A 22,101-nucleotide genomic window follows, 5' to 3' on the forward strand; every position below is an offset into this window, starting at 1 on the left:
TCACTTCAGGATCAGTTTCTTCAGGCAGGCGTTCGGGCCGGTGTGCACGATCTCGAGTTTCGCACGCCGACCGGTGATCTCCTCGATCGCCCCGACGACGTAGCCGTACAGCGTCTGGCAGAGAGGGCCGCCCTGTTCCATGCCGTTGCACCTGAGGGTCTGGCGGACGATGCAGTCGTGGAAGACCAGGAAGATGAAGGTCTCCCCGTTCTCGGTGACCACATAGTCCTCCTTGTCCTCGGGTTTCCAAAGTTCGAAGGTATACTGACCATGGAGGATGTACGAGAGTTCGCGCAGGGCCTCCTCGATGTCGTCGATCTTTCTGAAGTACTTCGCCGTCTCATGACCGAACTTCTTGCCGGCCCTGAAGGTGACGGCGTTCGCACCCCTCCCCGAGATCTCCTGGAGCGACCTGATGATCAGGCCGTTCATCCGCATGACACCGTGGAGGGTCGGTTCCAGTTCTTTTGCCGAGGGCGTGCAGGAGAGGGGGACGTCCTCGGCCTTGAAGACCGAACCGGTCTTGAATTGTTTGTTTATCTCGTCGATACTTTCCGCCATCAGATCACCCGGTTGAGCATCTCGCAGACGCGAAGGTCGACATAATGCCGTTTCGAGGGATAGACCCCCCGGTGCTCCAGCGCCTGGGCGGGACAGATCTCATGACACGAGAGGCATCCCATGCAGTTTTCAGGGCGGACCGGGACACTGACATCCCCCCGGAGTTCATAGACCCGCATAGGACAGTCTTTCACGCAAAGGCCGCAGCCGTTGCATGCCGATGGGTCAACAGAGATTTCTATCACACACACCACCAAACATAATTGCAGGACGATAAAACTTACCGACTCTACAATATTAAAAGCTATTGAAAATCGTTAGGCTTAAAAACGGTGCCATTAATAAGAATTAAGCACCATGATCCTTTCTCTCCTCATTGCCTCGGCCGCGGTCGGGATCACCCTCCTCTATGCCTCGGTCCTCGACCACCGCGACCGCCGGGTGCCTTTCAGGACCTGGTATCCTATGCTCGCCGTCGCATTCCCGGCGGTACTCGTATTTTATGCCGGTCTGCTCCTCGGCGGCGAGATGAAGATGGCCGTCTACTTCGTCGCGCTCTCTCTCGTCTTCTCCGCGGTCTTCTATGCCTTCGGGAGTCTCCACCTCTTCGGCGGCGCCGACGCCTGGGCCCTGATCTTTCTCTCGGTCTGCATCCCGGCCTTTCCCCTCGAACCCATCGTCGGGATCCCGCCGCTGGAGTTCTTCCCCTTCTCGGTCCTGACCAACGCCCTCATCCTCAACCTCGCCGCACCGCTCATCCTCTTCGCGAGGAACGTCGCGAACCGGGATCTCGCCCCCTTCCCGTACATGTTCCTCGGGTACCCGGTGGACGGGGAACAGATCAGGGACCACTATGGGTTTGTGATGGAGGAGATCGAGGAGAGCGCCGACGGCACCCTGACCCGCCGGTTTCTGCGGATCAGGGACTCGCTGCGCCGGACCGTGAAAGGAGGCGAGCGGCGGATGTACACAAAAGACCTCCGCGAGCATCCAGAGAAGTACCGAAAAGAACTTGCGCTCTACAAACAGGCCGGACCAGTCTGGATCAGTTACGCCGTCCCCTTCATCATCCCCATCACCGCCGGATTCCTCACCGCGCTGTTTATTGGCGATCTCTTCTATATGATCATGAGGATCCTCATAGGGGCCTGAAGAAGATGGAACTGAACTATACCGACGGCCTGGTGCCGGTCATCGTCCAGGACGCGAAGAGCCGCGAGGTGCTGATGCTCGCCTACGCGAACGAGGAGGCGGTGAGTCTGACCCTGGAGACGGGGCTTGCCCACTACTGGTCACGCAGCCGGGCGAAACTATGGAAAAAAGGGGAAGAGAGCGGGAACGTCCAGCGGGTCCTCGAGGTGCGCGCCGACTGCGATGCGGACACCCTTCTCTACCTTGTCGAGCAGAAAGGGGCGGCCTGTCATACCGGGCATTATTCGTGTTTTTATCGACGTATCGACGGAGAAGAGATCGCCGCCCCCCTCTTCGATCCATCAAAAGTATATGCTAATAAGGAATAAACACACGTAAACTATGGTGAATTTTTTATGAAAATAGTGCCTGATACCAGTGTCGTCATAGACGGACGCATAACCTCCATGATAAAGGCCGGCGAATATACAGGTGCGACAATAATCATCCCCGAAGCAGTCGTCGCAGAACTCGAGGCCCAGGCAAACCAGGGGCGCGAGATCGGGTTTTCCGGGCTTACCGAACTGCAAGAACTCTCCAGAATGGCGACCGAAGGGACGATCGAACTGCGGTACGTGGGCGAACGCCCCAACCTCAACCAGGTCAAACTCGCCAGCGGCGGCGAGATCGACGCCCTGATCCGGAATGTCGCCATCGAGTACGATGCGAAGTTCATCACCAGCGACGTGGTCCAGTCCGAGGTGGCGAAGGCCAAGGGGATCGATGTCCTCTATCTCAGACCGCAGACCGGGGAGGCGACCCCGCTGCTCATCGACCAGTACTTCGACGAGGACACGGTCGCGGTGTACCTTAAGGAACGGGTGCCCCCGGTGGCAAAGAAGGGGACGCCCGAGGCGATGCACCTGGTGCAACTGCGCGAGAACCCGATGAACGAGTACGAGCTCCGCACCATGGCGCAGGAGATCCTGGAACGGGCCAAGCGCGACCCCGACGGCTTCATCGAGATCGAGCGCCGCGGGATCACGGTCGTGCAGATCGGGTCGATCCGGATGGCCATCGCCCGCCGGCCCTTCGCCGACGGAATGGAGATCACGGCGGTCAGGCCGATCCGGGACGTGACCCTGGACCAGTACGCGATGGCCGACCTGATCAAGGAGCGGGTCAGGGACACCCGCCGCGGGGTGCTGATCGCCGGGCCGCCCGGCGCCGGGAAGAGCACCCTTGCCCAGAGCATCGCGACTTATCTCTCGGACGAGGAGTTTATCGTCAAGACGATGGAGGCGCCCCGCGACCTCCAGGTGCCCGACAACATCACGCAGTACACCGCCCTCGAAGGGAGCATGGAGAACACCGCCGAGGTGCTCCTCCTGGTCAGGCCCGACTACGTGGTCTTCGACGAACTGCGCAAGAACGAGGACTTCAGGGTCTTTGCCGACATGCGGCTTGCGGGCGTCGGGATGGTCGGCGTGATCCATGCCATGCAGGTTCAGGACGCCCTCCAGCGGTTCTTCGAGCGGATCGAATCGAGCGTCCTCCCCCAGATCGTGAACACCATCATCTTCGTGGACAACGGGAAGATCACCCGGGTCTTCGATGTCGATTTCGCGATCAAGGTGCCCGAGGGCATGAACCCCAACCTCCATATCCGCCCGGTGACGACAGTCCGCGACTCCCTCTCCGGCGAGATCGCCTTCGAGGTCTTCAAGTACGAGGGCGAGACAGTCGTGGTACCGTTCCGCGGCGCACCCCGCCCCCGTCCTGCAGAGCCGCAGCGGCCCAGGCCGACGGCAGCGGTCGTCGAGAAGGCGGCGCCGAAGCCCGAAGCAGTCGAGGAGATGGAGGAACCGACGAAGGAAGCGACCGAAGAGCAGATCAGACACGAGCTCGGACGCTACACCGTCGGGCAGGTGGACGTCTTCATGAAGAGTGACACCAAGGCGGTCGCCTATATCGAGGACAAGGACGTTCCGGCGGCGATCGGGCGCGGCGGGAAGAATATCGCGGCGATCGTCAACAAACTCGGGGTCGGGATCGATATCAGGCCCAGGTCAGAACTCCCCAAGACGGCAGTCGAGACTGAGGCCGAGGAACTCGAGGCGAGCGAGGGGCTCAGGCTTCGTATCGAGAAGCGGCACCTGACCCTCGTCGCCCCCGAGCACAGAGAGGCGATCGTGGACGTCTTCGCCGGGAAAGAGTATCTCTTCACGGCGACGGTGAACGAGAAGGGCGAGATCGATCTTGCAAAGAGCAGCAGCATCGCGCAGGAGTTGATTCGCAGATACAACGACCATGAGATCATCAGGCTGAGAGCAGTATAAGTGAAGTTCAGGAGTGACAATTCGTGGCTGAGTGGGATATACAGAAACTGGAAGAGAAGTACCGCGACGTCTGGCCGTCGACCTTCGAGGCCGACCCTGACGAGAAGGACAAGTTCTACCTGAACGTCGCCTTCCCCTACCCGAGCGGGGCGATGCATGTCGGGCACGGCCGGACCTATATCGTGCCCGACGTGGTCGCACGGTTCTGGAGGATGCAGGACAAGAACGTCCTTTTCCCGATGGCGTTCCATGTGACCGGGACGCCGGTGATCGGGATCTCCAAGAGGATCGCGAAGGGCGATCCCGACACGGTGCGGTTGTACCGCGATCTCTACCAGGTGCCCGAGGACGTGCTGGCACGTTTCGACGACCCCATGACGATCGTCCAGTACTTTGCCGGGGACTACGAGCGGATCATGCGCCGGTGCGGGCTCTCCATCGACTGGCGGCGGCGGTTCATCACGGTGGACCCGCAGTACTCGAAGTACATCGAGTGGCAGTATGCTCACCTCAAGGAAGGCGAGCATGTGGTCAAGGGCGTCCACCCGGTGAAGTACTGCCCGTCCTGCGACAACCCGGTCGGCGACCACGACCTGCTGGAGGGCGAGAAGGCCGAGATCATGAAGTTCACCCTCATCCTCTTCGAGTGGCAGGGTGCGAAGATCCCGTGCGCCACGCTCAGGCCCGAGACGGTCTACGGTGTCACGAACCTCTGGGCCAACCCGGAGGTGACGTATCTGCGGGCAAAGGTCGACGGCGAGGAGTGGGTGCTCTCTCGCGAGGCGGCGTACAAACTGGAGATGCAGGACCACACCATCGAGGTGACCGGCGAGGTGTCGGGCGCTGAGATCGTGGGGTCGACGGCCTCCCACCCGCTCTGCGGCGAGGTGCCGGTCCTGCCGGCGGCCTTCGTGGACCCCGATATGGGATCCGGACTGGTGATGTCGGTGCCAGCCCATGCGCCTTTCGACTACATCGCGCTCCGCGACCTCCAGGAGCAGGGCGAGTTCACCGGGATCGAGCCGGTGGCGATCATCACGTCCGAGGGCTACGGCGATCTCCCGGCAAAGGACGCCATCGAACGGGCCGGGATCACCCATCAGCTCGATCCCAGGATGGACGAGGTGACCCGCGAGGTCTACGGCGCAGAACTCCTCCACGGCACCCTCCTCGCCAACTGCGGTGATCAGGCCGGCAAGCCGGTGAAGCAGGCCCGCGACGATGTGGCCGCAATCATGCTCGAGGAGTACGGCTCGAAGGTGATGTTCGAGTTCGATACCCGCGATGTGGTCTGCCGGTGCGGTGGCCGGGTGTATGTGAAGATCCTCCATGACCAGTGGTTCCTCCAGTACTCGGACCCGGCGTGGAAGGCCCAGGTGCACCGGCAGATCGACGAGATGAAGATCGTGCCCCAGGAGGTCCGCGCCGAGTTCGACCGGACGGTGGACTGGCTCAAGGACTGGGCCTGCACCCGCCGGGTGGGGCTTGGGACGAAGCTCCCGTGGGACACGAACTGGATCATCGAGCCGCTCTCAGACTCGACGCTGTACATGGCGTTCTACACGATCGCCCACCACATCAAGAAGATCGAACCTGAGAAGCTCACGCCCGAGGTCTTCGACTATATCATCTACGGGACCGGGAACCCGACGACGGTGCCGAAGGAGACGCTGGATCTGATCAGGGCGGAGTTCCTGTACTGGTATCCGTACAACTACCGGTTCTCGGCGAAGGACCTCATCTCCAACCACCTCACCTTCCAACTCTTCCACCACCGTGCGGTGATGGAGGAGGACAAGCAGCCGCAGGGTATGGTCATCTTCGGGATGGGGTTGCTGAACGGGGCGAAGATGTCCTCGTCCAAGGGGAATGTGGTGCTCCTGGACGACGCCCTCAACGAGTTCGGGCCCGATACGGTGCGGATGTTCCTGGTGGGTTCGGCCGAGCCCTGGCAGGACTTCGACTGGCGTAACGAACTGGTGATCGGTGCGAAGAAGCAGATCGAGCGGTTCTGGAATACGGTCTCCGAGGGGATCGCCGTCGAGGAGAACGACGGGCGCGAGATCGACGGGTGGCTCATCTCCAGGCTCCAGCACCGGATCGAGAATACCACCCTGGCGCTGCAGAACTTCCAGACGCGGCAGGCGCTGCAGGAGGCGTTCTTCGGGATCGAGGCCGACCTGAAGTGGTACCGCCGGCGTCTGCCGACGATCGCCCCGGGTTCGGCGGCGGTGCAGGAACTCTGCTCGGCCTGGGTGCGGTTGCTCGCCCCGGTGGTCCCGTACACCTCCGAGGAACTCTGGCACCAGATGGGACACGACGAACCGGTGGCCTTTGCCCCGTGGCCGGTGGCCGACGCCGCGAAGATCGACGAGAGGACTGAACTGGCCGAGGAGTTCCTGGCGAGGACGGTGGAGGACATCGAGTCGATCATGCGGATCATCCAGATGAAGCCGCGTGCGGTGAACCTGTACGTGGCCCCGGCATGGAAGCGGCAGGTCTTCTCGATCATCGCGGGCGCCGCGGACCCGAAGCAGGCGGTCAAACTGGTGATGGCCGACGAGGGCCTCCGCGGCAAGGGCAAGGCGGCGGCCGATGCGGCCAAGCAGGTGACGAAGTTCATCCACCGTCTGCCCCCCGAACTGGTCGAGAGTGTCGCCGCCCACGACCTCGACGAGACGGCAGTGCTCACTGCGGCGCAGGAGTTCCTGCAGCGGGAGTTCAATGTCCCGGTCAGGGTGCTGGAGGCAGAGGGGAGCGGCGAGATGAAGGCCGACGCCGCTCTGCCGTTCAAGCCGGCGATTGTCATCGAATAATTTTCTTTTTTTTCGTTCTGGAAAGATTCTCAGTTCTGGTGTCAGCGCGAATCTTTCGCGGTTCCACATCGTCTCACCGGGGCAACGGTGGAGAGGGAAAAAGGCTCTGTAGAATCAGGCATGAACCTGAGGCTCAAGCATACGGGATGAAAATGATCATGGTCATCCTGGTTAGACCCTCCCCATTGCCGCCCCCGCCTATCCTCTCTCCGGCGGGGTCCGGGGGTGCACCCTCCGGCGTGAGAGGGCAGGGAAATCTCGACGATTGAGGGCGGCCGATCCGATCGACGTGCCTTCCTCCATCCTCACGCTGGGAGCGATTGCCGCCCGGACCCTGGGATGGCGATTGGGCAGGGAAGGCGGAATTGAGAAGCATGAAGAGGGGATTGCCGTCCGCCGCCTATCAGGTTTCTCGCAGGGGACCGTGGGGTGGCACCTCGAAACGACGTATCCCCTTTATCACTCGCGCCAGGTGCTCTACCCCTCGACCTCCCCAAATACGGCCATATCCTCCCCGGATCCCGGTACAGATCCCCGGATCCGGGACCGGATCGGGCTTCATTTCAGGTCCAGGCGGAATAGTCGTATTTTCTCCAACGCGAGGGAGAAAACGCCCCTCACAAGGCCCACAGACTGCCGATATGACTTCCAGTAATACAAAACCTCATGGACCCACCGTACGCCCCTGAAAAGGGCGGAAGAGAAGCCCGGATCGTGGGCGGATTCTCAGGACCACCGGATGCGCAGAGATGAGCTTTGTAGAATTTTTCATGAGGCGAGCGCCCGCCTCAAGCATACGCAATGAAAATTTCTCGTTGCTTGATCGCTCTTTTTCAAGAGAGGAGAATCGGGGGGGATGGTGTTCCATGGCCGTCCCCACCTATCTTCGTCGTGGGGGGTCCGGGGGGTTTCCCCCCGGCGCGAGATGGCAGGGAAATCTCGACGATTGGGGGCGGCCGATCCATCAGAGGAATTTTCTATCCTCTGCATATCGGCTTCAAAGGGATATGGCGAGTTCAAACTCTCATGCAAATCTGAAGAGACGATCGTCTGGATCATTTTCATAGTAATTTTTCATGAGGCGAGCGCCTGCCTCAAGCATACGGGATGAAAATTTCTCGTCGCTTGATCGCTCTTTTTCAAGACAGGAGTACTCGTGGAGACCTCACGCAATCGCCGCCCCCACCTATCCTCATCGTGGGGGGTCCGGGGGGTGCAACCCCCCCGGCGCGAGATGGCAGGGAAATCTCGACGATGGGGGCGGCCGATCCATCAGAGGAATTTTCTATCCTCTGCGTATCGGCTTCAAAGGGATATGGCAGGTTCAAACGCTCATGCAAATCTGAAGAGAGGATCGTCAGGATCATTTTCATAGTAATTTAGTATGGACCCCGGGCTCAAGCATACGCGATTGAACATTTCTCGTCGCTTGATCCCTCTTTTTTCAAGACTGAAGAACCGGTGGAGATCGTGTTCCATCGGCGGGGGCGGCGATCGAGGTGTGAGAAAACCAATCCTATCTGCTATTGGCAGATGTTTACGGGCCGGCTGTGTCTGAGGGGCGCTCACCAGTCCTTCTTCATCGCCTCCGCCCTCATCTCTTTCGGCATCAGTTCGATGGCGTACCGCAGCGCCGTCCGCGGCATCGTTTTCTTGTGCTCCATCACATACGCGAAGATCTCGTCCCGGTGCTGCCTGCTCGCCTCCTTGAGGAGCCAGCCGTACCCCTTCTGCACCAGGTCGTCTTCGTCGGTGAGGAGAAGATCGGCGATCTCGATCGCGTCGTCCAGGAATTTTCCGTGTTTTGCCGGGACGATCAGCGAGACGGCGGCGGCCCGCCGCATCCACCGGTTCTCTGACTGTGTCCAGCGTTTGAGCTCCTCGATGTACCCGGGGTATTCTTCGATGAAGTCGCCCACTGCGTGGTTGCAGAGCCCGTCGCATTCGGCCCAGTTGGAGATGGAGGTCTCGATCCAGTGCCTGAAGACGGCGAGGTCTCCGGGTTCGTACCGGTCTTTCAGCAGGTGCGCCCATTTCGAGACGATGAAGGCCTCCTCCATATATCCTGACCGGTAGAGTTCCTCACAGAGGGCGAAGATCTCCGCTTTGTCCCGCGTTTTCACCTCCTTCCAGTACTTCTTCGCGATCGCGTGGACGGCCGAGGTCTTGAGGCCATAGCAGACGATCTCTTCCTTGAAGAACCGTCGGGAGTTCTTCCGGATCTCGGGATCCGCCTGCTCCTGCAGTTCTTCACGGATCTGCGCAATGACCGGGTCCATGGAAAATGCTGGGGAGTTGGTAAAAATAAGGGTTCCGAAGGGACCGCCGGGTCAGGCCGCACCGGAACTTCCGGGGTCATCACTCAGGATTATGAATGGACGATCGAGGGAGGGGCGAGCAGGTGCGGGAGAGGGTGCGGCATCCGCTCTCCGGAGGTGGGCGGATCTCCGAGATAATAGGCCGTCCCCTGAGATATCCAGGCGCATCAGGAATACCTCATCACAATACGGGATATGATTGAATCCCCATACAGAAAACAGATAAAACCAGGCTATCACCGACAATGCCGCCATGGCGGAGAGATTCTTGAAATATAAACCGATTTCAGGGATTAAAACCCGCATATTGCCGAATTCTCCCGTTGCAACGGGTTCAGAGAATTCATAAAATCTGCTTAACATATTTGACGGAAGAATCAAAATCAATTTATATTGCCGATCTAGAGATGGTATCAACATATAATTTACAGGACTAAATCGCATGGAATCAAAAAAAAATCAACCCTACAAATTATCTCGACATACTCATCCAGACAGGGCGATGAAAAGAGGAATGCTTCTCTTCTTCATCCTCCTCGCCGGCCTCCTCCTCGTGGCGCCGGCAATGGCTGGCCCCCAGACCGGCACGACCGAGTTGACGATCACTAAACTCGCCAAAGACGGATCGGTGATCGCACAGAAAACCGTCGATTACGAATGGATGGAAAAGAACCTGCCGGTACTGGGGGACGGGAAGACCCACTGGTATATGCAGGGACCGACCTTTGACGAGGACAACAAATGGGATCCTTCGGAATCGGTGAACGTCGACAGCCGCGATTACGGCGCACCGAAAGGGACCGATGTCAGGGATCTCTGTGACCTTGTCGGCGGGATGAGTCCCGGAGACGAGATCAGGATCGAATCCCCGGACGGTTTTTACAAGACGTTCGGGTACGAGAACGTGTACGACCCCAAGCCGCGCCAGGGGCCGATGGTGATCTGCTGGTACATTGGCGAGGAATCGATCACCGGAGACTACCAGGGTGTGGGCTATCCCCCCGACTACTTCGTCGGGATGCGCCTCCTCTTCTATGCCGACACCTCGACCAACCCCTGGGGCAGACACGTCTTCGGCCACTCCGATATGCAGGCATGCCTCGACGAAAAATACTGGCACTATTATAACGGCATATGGCCGGCGACAAGCGGACTCTCAGTAAAGAATGTCGGTGAGGTCACCATCTACAGCCAGGACGAAGGCCCGGCGTACGGCAGCCTCACCGTCACTTCGGCACCTGAAGGTGCGACCGTCTTCGTGGACTTCTCAGACACCGGCAACACGACAAACACCACCTTCACCTCAGTCCTGGCCGGGAAGCATACGGTCACCGTACGCAAGAACGGGTACCTTGATGCAGAGCAGACCGTGACCGTGCCGGCAGACGGGGACGCCTCTCTTCATTTCGACCTGAAAAAGGCGACAGGAGAATGGTACGTCGATCCCTCCGGCAACGGCACCTTCGATACCATCCAGAAGGCAGTCGACGCCGCCCACGAGGGCGACACGATCATCATCAGAAACGGGACATACCGGGAAAATGTCGATGTAGACAAACGCCTTCTCATCACCTCCGAGTACGGGAAGGACACGACTATCGTGAGGGTCGCAGAAACCCACAGCCAGGACGACAATGTCTTTGACGTGACCGCCGACGGGGTGGTCATCCGCGGCCTGACCCTGCGAGACGCAGAACTGGGCGGGTCAGGAGCGGTCTTCCACGGCACCTCGGGAGGACTGATCGAGGACGTCCGGTGCACCAACAACAGTTACGGCATCTCCCTGCGAGGAGCGACCCATACGGTCGTCAGGAACGTATCGACCACCGACTGCTACCGGGGGGTCTACCTGACCGGCGGTGCGAACGAAAACCGGATCGAAGGTAGCGAGGTGAGTTGGAACGCCGATTACGGGATCTGGCTGGAAAGTTCGCACAACAACATCATCACCCGCAACAACGCCTCCGGGGCGGAGGGCGGCGGCGGCCTGAACTTCAGGGCGTCCAACAACAACCTCGTTACCAACAACACCGTCGACAGTTATCTCCAGGAAGGCGGGTACGGGATCACCCTCGAGCACGGGTCGCAGAACAACACCATCTACCTCAACACCTTCCAGGGATGGTGTCCGGCAAGCGTCAGGCCGGGACAGGTCAACACCTGGAACACCACCCGTCCGGCCACCTATGTCTATCATGGAAAGATCCATACCGGGAGGATGGGCAACTACTTTGAGCCGGGGCCGTTGAATAAGGGTTACACCGGCACCGACGAGGACGGGGACGGCATCGGCGACACGCCCTTCCCGATCTCCCGGTGCGACGACTTCGACTATTATCCGCTCATCGAACCGGTGGCAAACTACACTCTCGGGGTATCGTCCCCGGTTCTCTCCACCATCTCGGTCGGGTCGACATCCGCGGCCGTCACGCCGGGGACGAGACTGACACTCAGCGCCGTTGCCTATGACCAGTACGGTACCGAGATACCTGAAACATCCTTCACCTGGACCAGCAGCAACGAGACGGTGGGGACGATCGGGCAGGACGGTGCATTTGTCGCCCATGAGGTCGGGGCCACGGTGATCACCGCGGCGTCGGGCACGGTGGAAGGGAAGATGACCATGACCGTGGCCAGACCGGGCATCGTTCACGGGCCGTACATCACCGGGACGACCAGGACGGAGACGACGATCAGCTGGAAGAGCGCCGTCCCGACGGTCGGGCAGGTGGACTATGCCCCGGCGTCCGGGTACGTTCCCGGTTCCTACGCCCACACGGTCACCGACACCGAGGAGTCCTGCCTCCACCACGTCGTCCTCACCGGGCTTGAAGCCGGGACGACCTATCATTACCGCGTGAGGGCCGGGCAGAATACGACCCGCGATTTCACCTTCCAGACATTCCCCGATACCGGAGAACCGTTCACGTTCATCGTGTACAGCGACTCGCAGGAACAGAAGCCATATTATACACAACTGGAGAGGCACGGAATGGTCGCAGAGCGGATCGCAGAAGAGGAGGGGGACGCCGTCTTCGTCCTCCTTGTCGGCGATACGGTCAGCGAAGTGAATAATCCGGACGAATGGGACCGGTTCTTTGCGGCCGGTGGGGCGATGTTCGCGAACACCACTCTTTACACCGCCCTCGGGAACCACGAGAACAACAGAAGCATCTATTATGAGACCTTCGCTCTGCCGCAGTGGTACTCTTTTGACTGCGGCGACCTCCATGTGACGGTGCTGGACTCCAATAGCATGAAGGGCAGTCAGATGGCGAAGCAGACGGCCTGGTTCAAGGACGACCTGGCGGCGGCCGACGATGCACGCTGGACAGTCGCCGCTTTCCACCAGCCGCCGTACCACTCGGGCGAGGTCCATGGTCAGGGATGGCCTGACGAGGCGTGGCGGGAGACCGTCGAGGAGAGAGGGGTAGACGTCATCTTCAACGGGGACGTCCATTCATACCAGCGGTACCTGGTCAACGGCACGCAGTACATCATCGCGGCGACCGGCGGCGGGATGCAGTACCCACTCAAAGAGGAGAAGGAGCCTGGATACCAGGCTGGCATGGAATATATCCTGGGCTATGAGCGGGTGCAGGTGGACCCGGCGAAAGGGACGGTTACGATGGAGTTCGTGCCGGTGGCCGGGGTCTCGGAGGACAGCAGCGAGATCACGAAGGTCTATCCGCCGGGCGAGGTCTTCGACCGGGTGGTGCTCGGTCAGAGCGTGGGGCCCGACCTGGCGCCGGTGACGATCGCGACCGACGGCCCGGCGGTGGCCGGGGAGGATGCCACGGTGGTGGTGACGGTCGAGAATATCGGCGGGACCGCGGCCGGGGCCTTCGCGGTCAACCTCACAGTGGACGGTGCGGCCCTCGGGAAGCAGGAGGCCGCAGGTCTTCTTGCCGGCGAGAGGGCGACCTTCGCCTTCTCCTGGAAACCGGAAAGCCAGGGCCAGTACACCTTTGTAGCGGTGGTCGAAGGCCCGGCTGAAGAGGCGGCCGTCGAGAACAATCAGATGGTACAGCAGATCGCTGTCCTCTCGCCGGACGAGAACCCGGCCTTCAAAGAGGGAGCGATCAAACTTGCCCCAGGCTGGAACCTTGTTTCGGTCCCGAAGCAGTTGGCGCCGGGCAGTGACACGGCCCTGGTCTTCGCGGGCGTAGAGTCTGCCGGGCATTCGCTCTGTACCTTTGACGCCGGGACGCAGCGCTGGCAGGCCCTGGGCCCGGACGATCCCGTCACCCCCCTCACCGGGGTGCTCGTCTATGCCGGAGACGCGGCCGCCGTGCCCCTGACCTTCGACACCGATCCGGTCCATCTCCCGCCGGCGAAGCGGCTCTCGAAGGGCTGGAACCTGATAGGCATTTCAGGGACCGACACCGAACCTGCGGCCCTCGCCCTCGTCTCGGCGGAAGGGCGGTGGGAGCGGTGCGTCGGCTACGACGCCCTGCGGCAGATCTACGAGACGCCGGTGACGGCCGACGCCGCCGGCCGCGTCCTCTTCCCGGGCAAGGGCTACTGGCTCGGAGCGAGTGAGAACGGCACCCTTGCGGGAACCGCGGTCTGATTACAAAAGTCTGATCAGACGCGCAGAATACAAATCAGATTATTTTATTCTTTTTTCGTGCCATAATGCCCAAAACATCGAATGGGATCCATCCAATAGAGATAAATGCCACAATTACAATAATACGGACAAGCCGGAGTGGAATCCCGACCTTTTCAGAGCAACAGAGATCTTTCACGCGCCTTTGAGGCCCCGTTGCGGTCAAACGGGTAAAGGCAATTTAGTTAATATAATTTACACCTCCATGAAAAGAGATTTATAACTCGCCCGATCGACGTTCACGTATCTAAAAACCAACCGGAAGTGAAACCATGAGTTTACGTCGTGCGATCCTGAGAATGAAAAATCCCAAAGCGCTGCCTCTCCAGTGCCCTCGCAGGGCAGGGGCAGAAGTTCGGTCCGTGGCGGCCTTCCGCCACGCCGCATCCTCTTTTTCCGTTCGGTGATATCGATGAATAAATCAACTGGAATTATCTGTCTTATTCTGCTTACCCTCCTCATCGCCCCCGCTGCAGCGGCGACGCTGTATGTCGACGACAACGGCGGCGAAGGGATCTACACGACCATCGGCGAGGCCATCACGGCCGCCGCCGATGGAGACTGCATCGTCGTCCGAGACGGCGCCTACACCGAGAACGTGCAGGTGGACAAACAACTCTGCATCCGCTCCGAGAACGGCGCGTCGGCCGTCACCGTCACCGCCGCAGCCGCCACAAAACCGGTCTTCAACCTCGCCGCCAACGGCGTGACCATCGAAGGCTTCACGGTCTGCGGACCGGGTGACTGGGGTGCGATCGAGATCGTCGGGTTCAACGATTGCATCGTCAGGAAGAACGACTGTTCGGGTTGCTACAACGGCATTCACCTCGGCGGAGCGGCGACGAACAACACCATTGAGGAGAACTATTGCCACGAGAACGACAAGCGCGGCCTCAGTGTCCGCGACACCGCCAACGCCAACCTCCTCGTCAACAACACCTGTGAGAAGAACGCTGAAGACGAGATCTGCATCAAGGACGCAGCGAAGAACAACGTCATCTGGGCAAACGCCTTCAACGGGACTGTTGAACTCCGCACGGCGAACATCTATCACTCGTCGGCAGAGGTAGCCTACACCTATGGTTCGAAAGCCTTCACCGGCTATGTCGGGAACTATTACAGCCGGTACACCGGCGCGGACGCCGACACGAACGGTATCGGCGACACACCCATGTCCTTTGGTACCTATAAGGACGAGTACCCGATGATGGGGCTCTGGCGGAACGGTGAGATCACCGGCGGGCCGACCACCCCGGTCGGTCCCACGACCCGGTACGTCGATGCCAGCGGGGGCACCGCCTACGCCACGATAAATGATGCAGTCGCGGCCTCGAACCCCGGCGACACCATCATCGTGAAGGACGGCGCCTACACCGAGAACGTGCAGGTGGACAAAGATCTCGTCATCCGCTCCGAGAACGGGGCGTCGGCCGTCACCGTCACCGCCGCAGCCGCCACAAAACCGGTCTTCAACCTCGCCGCCAACGGCGTGAAGGTCGAAGGATTCACGGTCTGCGGCCCGAGCGACTGGGGTGGCGTGGAGATCGTCGGGTTCAACGATTGCACGGTCAGGAAGAACGACGTTTCAGGCTGCTACAACGGCATTCACCTCGGCGGAGCTGCGACGAACAACACCGTCGATGAGAACTATTGCCACGAGAACGACAAGCGCGGCCTCAGTGTCCGCGACACCGCCAACGTCAACCTCCTCGTCAACAACATCTGTGAGAAGAACGGAGAAGACGAGATCTGCATCAAGGACGCAGCGAAGAACAACATCATCTGGGCAAACGCCTTCAACGGAACCGTCGAACTCAGAACCGCAAACACCTACCACTCCCCAGAAGAAGTGGCCTACATCTATGGTTCGAAAGCCTTCACCGGCTATGTCGGGAACTATTACACCCGGTACACCGGCGCGGACGCCGACACCAACGGCATCGGCGACACACCGATGTCATTCGGCACCTACAAGGACGAGTACCCGATGATGGGGCTCTGGCGGAACGGTGAGATCACCGGCGGGCCGATTGGTGCGGCGACGCTGTATGTCGACGACGACGGCGGCGAAGGCGTCTACACCACCATCTCTGATGCGGTCGCGGCCTCGAACGCCGGCGACACCGTCGTCGTCCGCGACGGCGCCTACACCGAGAACGTGCAGGTGGACAAACAACTCTGCATCCGCTCCGAGAACGGCGCCGGCGCCGTGACGGTCACCGCCGCCTCCCCCACCAAACCGGTCTTCAACCTCGCCGCCAACGGCGTGACCCTCGAAGGCTTCACGTTCTGCGGCCCCAGTGACTGGGGCGGGATCGAGGTCGTCGGGTTCAATGACTGCACGGTCAGGAAGAACGACGTTTCAGGCTGCTACAACGGCATTCACATCGGTGAAACAGCGACGAACAACACCGTCGAAGAAAACTATTGCCACGAGAACGACAAGCGTGGTCTCAGTGTCCGCGACACCGCAAACGCCAACATCCTCGTCAACAACACCTGCGAGAAGAACGGAGAGGACGAGATCTGCATCAAGGACGCAGCGAAGAACAACGTCATCTGGGCCAACGCCTTCAACGGAACCGTCGAACTCCGCACGGCGAACACCTACCACTCCCCAGAAGAAGTGGCCTACACCTACGGTACGAAGGCGTGCACCGGCTATGTCGGGAACTACTACAGCCGGTACACCGGCGCGGACGCCGACACCAACGGTATCGGCGACACCTCGATGTCCTTTGGTACCTACAAGGACGACTACCCCATGATGGGCCTCTGGCGGAACGGCGAGATCACCGGCGGGCCGGTGCAGGAGTCGAAGACATGGTATGTCGATAAAGCCGGCGGCGAGGGAGTCTACACCTCCATCGGGGCGGCGGTCACGGCCGCCGCCGAGGGTGACATTATCGTCGTCCGCGACGGCACCTACACCGAGAACGTGCAGGTGGACAAACAACTCTGCATCAGCTCCGAGAACGGTGCGTCGACAGTCACCGTCACCGCTGCCTCCCCCACAAAACCGGCCTTCAACCTCGCCGCCGACGGCGTGATCCTCGAAGGCTTCACGGTCTGCGGCCCCAGTGACTGGGGCGGCATTGAGATCGTCGGGTTCAACGATTGCATCGTCAGGAAGAACGACTGTTCGGGGTGCTACAACGGCATCCACATCGGCGGCAACGCCACCGGCAACACCGTCGAAGAGAATTATTGTCACGAGAACAACAAACGCGGTCTCAGTGTCCGCGACACCGCCAACGCCAACATCCTCGTCAACAACACCTGCGAGAAGAACAACGACGACGAGATCTGCATCAAGGACGTAGCGAAGAACAACGTCATCTGGGCCAACACCTTCAACGGAACCGTCGAACTCAGAACTGCAAACACCTATCACTCACCAGAAGAAGTAGCCTACACCTACGGCGCGAAGACCTTCACCGCCTATGTCGGGAATTACTACAGCCGGTACACCGGCACCGACGCCGACACCAACGGCATCGGCGACACACCCATGTCCTTCGGCGTCTACAAGGACGAGTACCCGATGATGGGGCTCTGGAAGAACGGCACGATCACCGGCGGAAAGACGGGTCCGACGACGCTGTATGTCGACGACGACGGCAGCGCCGACTTCACCACCATCCAGGCGGCGATCAACGCCTCCGCTGCAGGCGACATCATCATCGTCAGGGACGGCACCTACACCGAGAACGTGTACGTCGACAAAGAGCTGCTGACAATCAAGTCTGAGAACGGTTCTGCATCGACAAGGGTCCTAGCAGCGGACCCAGCCAACAATGTCTTTACGATTGTCAGGAAATCTGTGAATATCACGGGATTTACGATCAAGGGAGCAAACTCCTCAACTGCCTTCAAGGCAGGGGTCCGCATCTCTGCCTCATACTGCTCGGTCACAGAAAATACCTGTACTGATTGCATGCACGGCATCCAGATTAAGGGCAAAAATAACACCGTAACCGGGAACAACTGCGTTTACTGCCCTGGAAACGGCATCTGGCTAGATCAGTTCACCGGGAACAACACCGTGGTGAACAACACCTGTTCCCACAGCCGTAACGGCATTAAACTGGACTATTCAAGTCACAATGAGATCTATCTCAATAATTTCGTGGACAATAAATATAACGAACTCTGTGGTTACCTTTCTGCCAGTACCTGGAACACCACCGAGCCGATAACCTACACATACCGCGGCAAGACGTTCACCAACTATCTCGGCAACTACTACGGACATTACACCGGCAAGGATGCCTTCGGCGATGGGATCGGCGACACCCCCTATTTCGCCCGCAACAACGGCGGCACCGACCACGCACCCCTGATGGGGGCGTGGAAGGACGGCACCATAGAGTCGTCCGGCCCCCTGACCTTCTATGTCGACGATGACGGTGGCGAGGGAGTCTACACCACCATCAGCGAGGCGGTCAGAGAAGCCATCGCAGGCGACATCATCATCATCAGGAACGGCACCTACACCGAGAACGTGCTGGTGGACAAACAACTCTGCATCCGCTCCGAGAACGGCACTTCGGCTGTCACCGTCACGGCCGCCGCCGCCTCCAAACCGGTCTTCGACGTCGATGCCGACGGTGTGACCGTGGAGGGCTTCACGATCCGCGGCCCGACGAACGAACACATCGCGGGCATCGAGATCGTCGGATTCGACAACGGTACCTTCAGGAAGAACGACTGTTCGGGGTGCTACAACGGCATCCATCTCGGCGGCGACGCAACCGGCAACACCGTCGAGGAGAACTATTGTCACGATAACACCAGGCGCGGCATCAGTCTCCGCGACAGTGTCCACGACAACCTGGTCTTCAACAACATCTGCGAGCAGAACACCGACGACCAGATCTGCGTCAAGGACACACCGAAAGACAACATCATCTGGGCCAACACCTTCAAAGGCTCCGTCGAACTCCTCACGGCAAACACCTACCATTCACCCGCCGAAGTGACCTACATCTACGGGCGTGACACCTTCACCAGTTATGTCGGGAACTATTACAGCCAGTACACCGGCACCGACGCCGACACGAACGGCATCGGCGACACTCCGATGTCCTTTGGCACCTATAAGGACGAGTACCCGATGATGGGCTCATGGCAGAACGGCACGATCACCGGCGGGCCGATGGATCCCAGAACCTGGTACGTCGACGACGACGGCAGCGCCGATTTCACCACCATCCAGGAAGCGCTCAACGAGGCATTGCCAGGCGATACGATCTCCGTCCTGCCGGGCACCTATTCAAGATTCAATGTCAACAAACCTCACATAACCATCATGAGCAGAGATGGGGCCGAATCGGTCATCGTGGACTGCCAGGGCAGTCAGGGCCTCAAGATCCCTGAAAGTAACAGTTATGACGCCACAGGGACAGTCCTCGACGACCTGACATTTCTCAATGGAAGGCCGAGTTTCTACTTAGGATATTATGGCCCGGCCAACGATTCGGTTGTCAGAAACTGCGTACTCGAAGAAATCGCACTCCAGGTCTATCTAAAAGGCAACAATCTCACGCTCGATGATAACACTTTCATGAATACGACAGGATCTCCCGTATCTGTCGTGTATTTGAGAGATTCAACAGACTGCAACGTCATCGACAACACATTCATGAACATTACAACGCGCTACGGGATCATGTACCTCCGCGGCACGGCTACTACCAACAACATCATCAGCGGAAACACCTTCGATACCGGCGGAAATTCCTTCTTCTTCCGTGAAGCCGGCGACGGGAACCAGATTTTCCTGAACAACAACGTCTCGAGCGTCGGCCTCCGGGAGGGCACCACCGCCCCGAACGTCACCCACTGGAACGCCACCGCTCCCGTCACCTACACCTACCATGGCGTTGAACACACCGGCTATCTCGGGAACTTCTGGTCCAACTGCACCGGTGAGGACACCAACGACGACGGCGTCATCAACACCGCGTACGAACTCCCCGACGGCCTGGGCACCGACCACGCACCCCTGATGGGCACCTGGCAGGATGGTGTGATCAGTGCATCTGCTCCCGAACTCACCGCCATCACCCTCGTACCGGCCACCGCCGGTATGACCGTCGGTGACGGGCAGCAGTTCGCCGCAACCGCCTACGACCAGTACGGCGAGGAGATCGCAGAGACCGAGTTCACCTGGACGAGCAGCAACACCGCCGTCGCAACCGTGAATGCCACCGGATACGTCGAGGCGCTCACCGCCGGCACCGCGACCATCACCGCCACGAGCGGCGAGGTCAGTGGCACCGCCGAAGTGACGGTGAGCACCGAACCGTCTGAACTCACCACCATCGTCATCGCCCCGGCCACCGCCGGCATGACCGTCGGTGACGGGCAGCAGTTCACCGCGACCGCCTACGACCAGTACGGCGAGGAGATCGCAGAGACCGCGTTCACCTGGACGAGCAGCAACACCGCCGTCGCAACCGTGAACGCCACCGGCTATGTCGAGGCAGTCGCTGCCGGCACCGCAACCATCACCGCCGCGAGCGGCGAGGTCAGCGGCACCGCCGAAGTGACGGTGAGTGCAGAACCGTCGTCCGAGTTCACCAGCATCACCCTCAAGAAGGGATGGAACTTTATCTCGGTCCCGCGGACCCTCGCACCGGGCACCGACACCGCCGCGATCTTCGCAGACGTCGAATCCGCCGGCCACTCCATCCTCGCCTTCGACGCCGCCGCAGGACTCTGGAAGACCCTCGGCGAGAACGACACGGTCAGCCCCCTCGACGGCATCTGGGTCTACGCCGCCCAGAGCACCACCGTCGAACTCACCGTCGACCCGGCAAAACCCGTGACACCGCCGACAAAGCACCTCTCCGAGGGATGGAACGCCATCGGGTTCTCAGACATCGAACCGGCAGCGGCAAAGGACGCACTCATCTCCGTCAAGGAGAACTGGGCCATCCTCATCGGCTATGACGCCGAGAGCCAGGCATACGAACACTCGGCCATCAACGGCGCCGTCGGAAGCCACACCGACACCCTCCCCATGATACCGGGCAAGGGATACTGGCTGTTCCTCAGGGCGGACGGCACCCTGGCGGCCATCAGCACCTAATTTTTTTCGTGAGGAAGAAGACCATGAAAAGAATCTCCATCGTTCTCATCATCGCCCTCGCACTCGTCACAGGTGTCATGGCGGCAGAAGAAGTGCCGCAGATGCCAGACGAGTACAAGGGCACCGTCACCATCGACGGCACACCCGCACCCGCGGGCACGACCATCCTCGCCCTCATCGACGGCGAGGTCGCAGGGACCATCACCATCGACGAACCGGGCACCTTCGGCGGCGACAAAAACACCGACCAGAACCTCCCGGTCACCGGTTACGCCGACGACGTCGGCAAGACCGTCACCTTCACCGTTGGCGGCAAGGAAGCCGGGAAGGCAACCTTCCGCCCCGGCGAGGTGCACACCATCGCCCTTGCAGCGAAGAGCGGCACCACGCCGACCCCGACCCCCGGCAGCAGCGGCGGCGGCGGGGGCGGCAGCCCCTCGAACCCCGCTCCGGTGAGAACCGTCGCACCCTCCGTCGAGGCACCGGCAGCACCGGTCGTCGGCAGCACACCGCTCGCAACCTCCGCGACCGGCACCGTGGACGAGCCCGCAGCCGTCGTCTCATCAGACCGGATCGCAACCATCTCAGTACCTGAAGGAACCGCGGCCCACAACTCCGAAGGCACGCCCCTCGACGAGATCACCATCAGGCCCGCGTCACCCGGCGAGGTGCCCGACGCCGCCGGCGTGACCGGGTTCGTCGCAGCAGGCTATACCTACCTCTGCGGACCCGCCGGCGCAACCTTCGACCCCGCCATCACCCTTACCTTCGAGATCCCGGCGGAGAAATGGAAAGACCTCAAAGAGGGTGACCTCACCGTCAGGTGGTACAACGCCGACGCAGGACGATGGGAAGAGATCCCGACCACCGTCGACTATGAGACCATGACCGTCACCGCCGAAGTCTCGCACTTCAGCACCTTCGCACTCTTCACCGCCGCACAAACGCCCTCCGCCGGAGACGACGACCGCCCGGCAGCACAGGTCACCGACGCGAACGGTGTCGAGGCACCCCGCGGCGAGACGACAGACCGGACTCTCCCGATCGTCACGGGCGTCCTCCTCATCGTTGGCATCGCCGGTGCCGCGATCTACATGAAGAAGAAAGACTAAACCTCCCAGGATAGATCAGACGCGCAGAATACAAATCAGATTATTTTATTCTTTTTTCGTGCCATAATGCCCAAAAAGCCGAATGTGATCCATCCAATAGAGATAAATGCCACAAT

At 60.2% G+C, this 22,101-nt stretch carries 10 protein-coding genes; 7 read left to right on the forward strand and 3 right to left on the reverse strand.

The features are described from left to right. Both E2N92_RS04505 and E2N92_RS04510 read right to left on the reverse strand, forming a co-directional pair. Entirely contained in the window at window positions 1-561 is a 561-nt protein-coding gene (locus E2N92_RS04505; RefSeq protein WP_246589316.1) for a hydrocarbon binding protein (contains V4R domain), read from the reverse strand. Then, window positions 561-815 carry a 4Fe-4S dicluster domain-containing protein gene (locus tag E2N92_RS04510; RefSeq protein ID WP_343222875.1) on the reverse strand — a complete coding sequence of 85 codons (255 nt, stop codon included), beginning with the start codon at window positions 813-815 and terminating at the stop codon, window positions 561-563. The genes E2N92_RS04505 and E2N92_RS04510 overlap by 1 nt, the downstream gene beginning before the upstream one ends. 103 nt (window positions 816-918) lie before the next feature. Between E2N92_RS04510 and E2N92_RS04515 the strand changes: the two genes are divergently transcribed. The 4 genes from E2N92_RS04515 to leuS are packed head-to-tail and all read left to right on the forward strand — an operon-like array spanning window position 919 to window position 6,847. Further along, window positions 919-1,713 carry an A24 family peptidase C-terminal domain-containing protein gene (locus E2N92_RS04515; protein ID WP_220682494.1) on the forward strand — a complete coding sequence of 265 codons (795 nt, stop codon included), beginning with the start codon at window positions 919-921 and terminating at the stop codon, window positions 1,711-1,713. A 5-nt stretch (window positions 1,714-1,718) separates the two neighbouring features. Then, complete coding sequence (hisI, locus tag E2N92_RS04520) at window positions 1,719-2,081, forward strand: phosphoribosyl-AMP cyclohydrolase (RefSeq protein ID WP_220682495.1); 363 nt, start codon at window positions 1,719-1,721, stop codon at window positions 2,079-2,081. A gap of 27 nt (window positions 2,082-2,108) precedes the next feature. Continuing rightward, entirely contained in the window at window positions 2,109-4,031 is a 1,923-nt protein-coding gene (locus tag E2N92_RS04525; RefSeq protein ID WP_220682496.1) for a PINc/VapC family ATPase, read from the forward strand. A 23-nt stretch (window positions 4,032-4,054) separates the two neighbouring features. Then, entirely contained in the window at window positions 4,055-6,847 is a 2,793-nt protein-coding gene (gene leuS, locus E2N92_RS04530; RefSeq protein WP_220682497.1) for a leucine--tRNA ligase, read from the forward strand. A gap of 1,565 nt (window positions 6,848-8,412) precedes the next feature. On the opposite strand, the gene E2N92_RS04535 is transcribed toward leuS, so the two are convergent. Further along, window positions 8,413-9,126, reverse strand: coding sequence for a DNA alkylation repair protein (locus E2N92_RS04535; RefSeq protein WP_220682498.1), 714 nt, complete (start codon window positions 9,124-9,126; stop codon window positions 8,413-8,415). A 541-nt stretch (window positions 9,127-9,667) separates the two neighbouring features. On the opposite strand from E2N92_RS04535, the gene E2N92_RS04540 reads away from it, so the two are divergent. From E2N92_RS04540 to E2N92_RS04550, 3 genes are all read left to right on the forward strand, one after another. Beyond that, window positions 9,668-13,738 (forward strand): NosD domain-containing protein, encoded by a 4,071-nt coding sequence (locus tag E2N92_RS04540; protein WP_220682499.1) that lies wholly within the window; start codon window positions 9,668-9,670, stop codon window positions 13,736-13,738. A 451-nt stretch (window positions 13,739-14,189) separates the two neighbouring features. Continuing rightward, window positions 14,190-20,873, forward strand: a complete 6,684-nt coding sequence (locus E2N92_RS04545; protein ID WP_220682500.1) for a NosD domain-containing protein — start codon at window positions 14,190-14,192, stop codon at window positions 20,871-20,873. Window positions 20,874-20,896: 23 nt separating this feature from the next. Further along, window positions 20,897-21,985 carry a hypothetical protein gene (locus tag E2N92_RS04550; protein WP_220682501.1) on the forward strand — a complete coding sequence of 363 codons (1,089 nt, stop codon included), beginning with the start codon at window positions 20,897-20,899 and terminating at the stop codon, window positions 21,983-21,985. Window positions 21,986-22,101 lie beyond the last annotated feature (116 nt).

The sequence above is a fragment of the Methanofollis formosanus genome, assembly GCF_019633745.1.
GTDB lineage: Archaea > Halobacteriota > Methanomicrobia > Methanomicrobiales > Methanofollaceae > Methanofollis > Methanofollis formosanus.

Excerpts from the sequence above, each read along its gene's own strand:
- E2N92_RS04505 (WP_246589316.1), bottom strand. The coding sequence starts at position 561 with ATGGCGGAAAGTATCGACGAGATAAACAAACAATTCAAGACCGGTTCG.
- E2N92_RS04515 (WP_220682494.1), top strand. The coding sequence starts at position 919 with ATGATCCTTTCTCTCCTCATTGCCTCGGCCGCGGTCGGGATCACCCTC.
- hisI (WP_220682495.1), top strand. The coding sequence starts at position 1,719 with ATGGAACTGAACTATACCGACGGCCTGGTGCCGGTCATCGTCCAGGAC.
- E2N92_RS04525 (WP_220682496.1), top strand. The coding sequence starts at position 2,109 with ATGAAAATAGTGCCTGATACCAGTGTCGTCATAGACGGACGCATAACC.
- E2N92_RS04535 (WP_220682498.1), bottom strand. The coding sequence starts at position 9,126 with ATGGACCCGGTCATTGCGCAGATCCGTGAAGAACTGCAGGAGCAGGCG.
- E2N92_RS04540 (WP_220682499.1), top strand. The coding sequence starts at position 9,668 with ATGAAAAGAGGAATGCTTCTCTTCTTCATCCTCCTCGCCGGCCTCCTC.
- E2N92_RS04545 (WP_220682500.1), top strand. The coding sequence starts at position 14,190 with ATGAATAAATCAACTGGAATTATCTGTCTTATTCTGCTTACCCTCCTC.
- E2N92_RS04550 (WP_220682501.1), top strand. The coding sequence starts at position 20,897 with ATGAAAAGAATCTCCATCGTTCTCATCATCGCCCTCGCACTCGTCACA.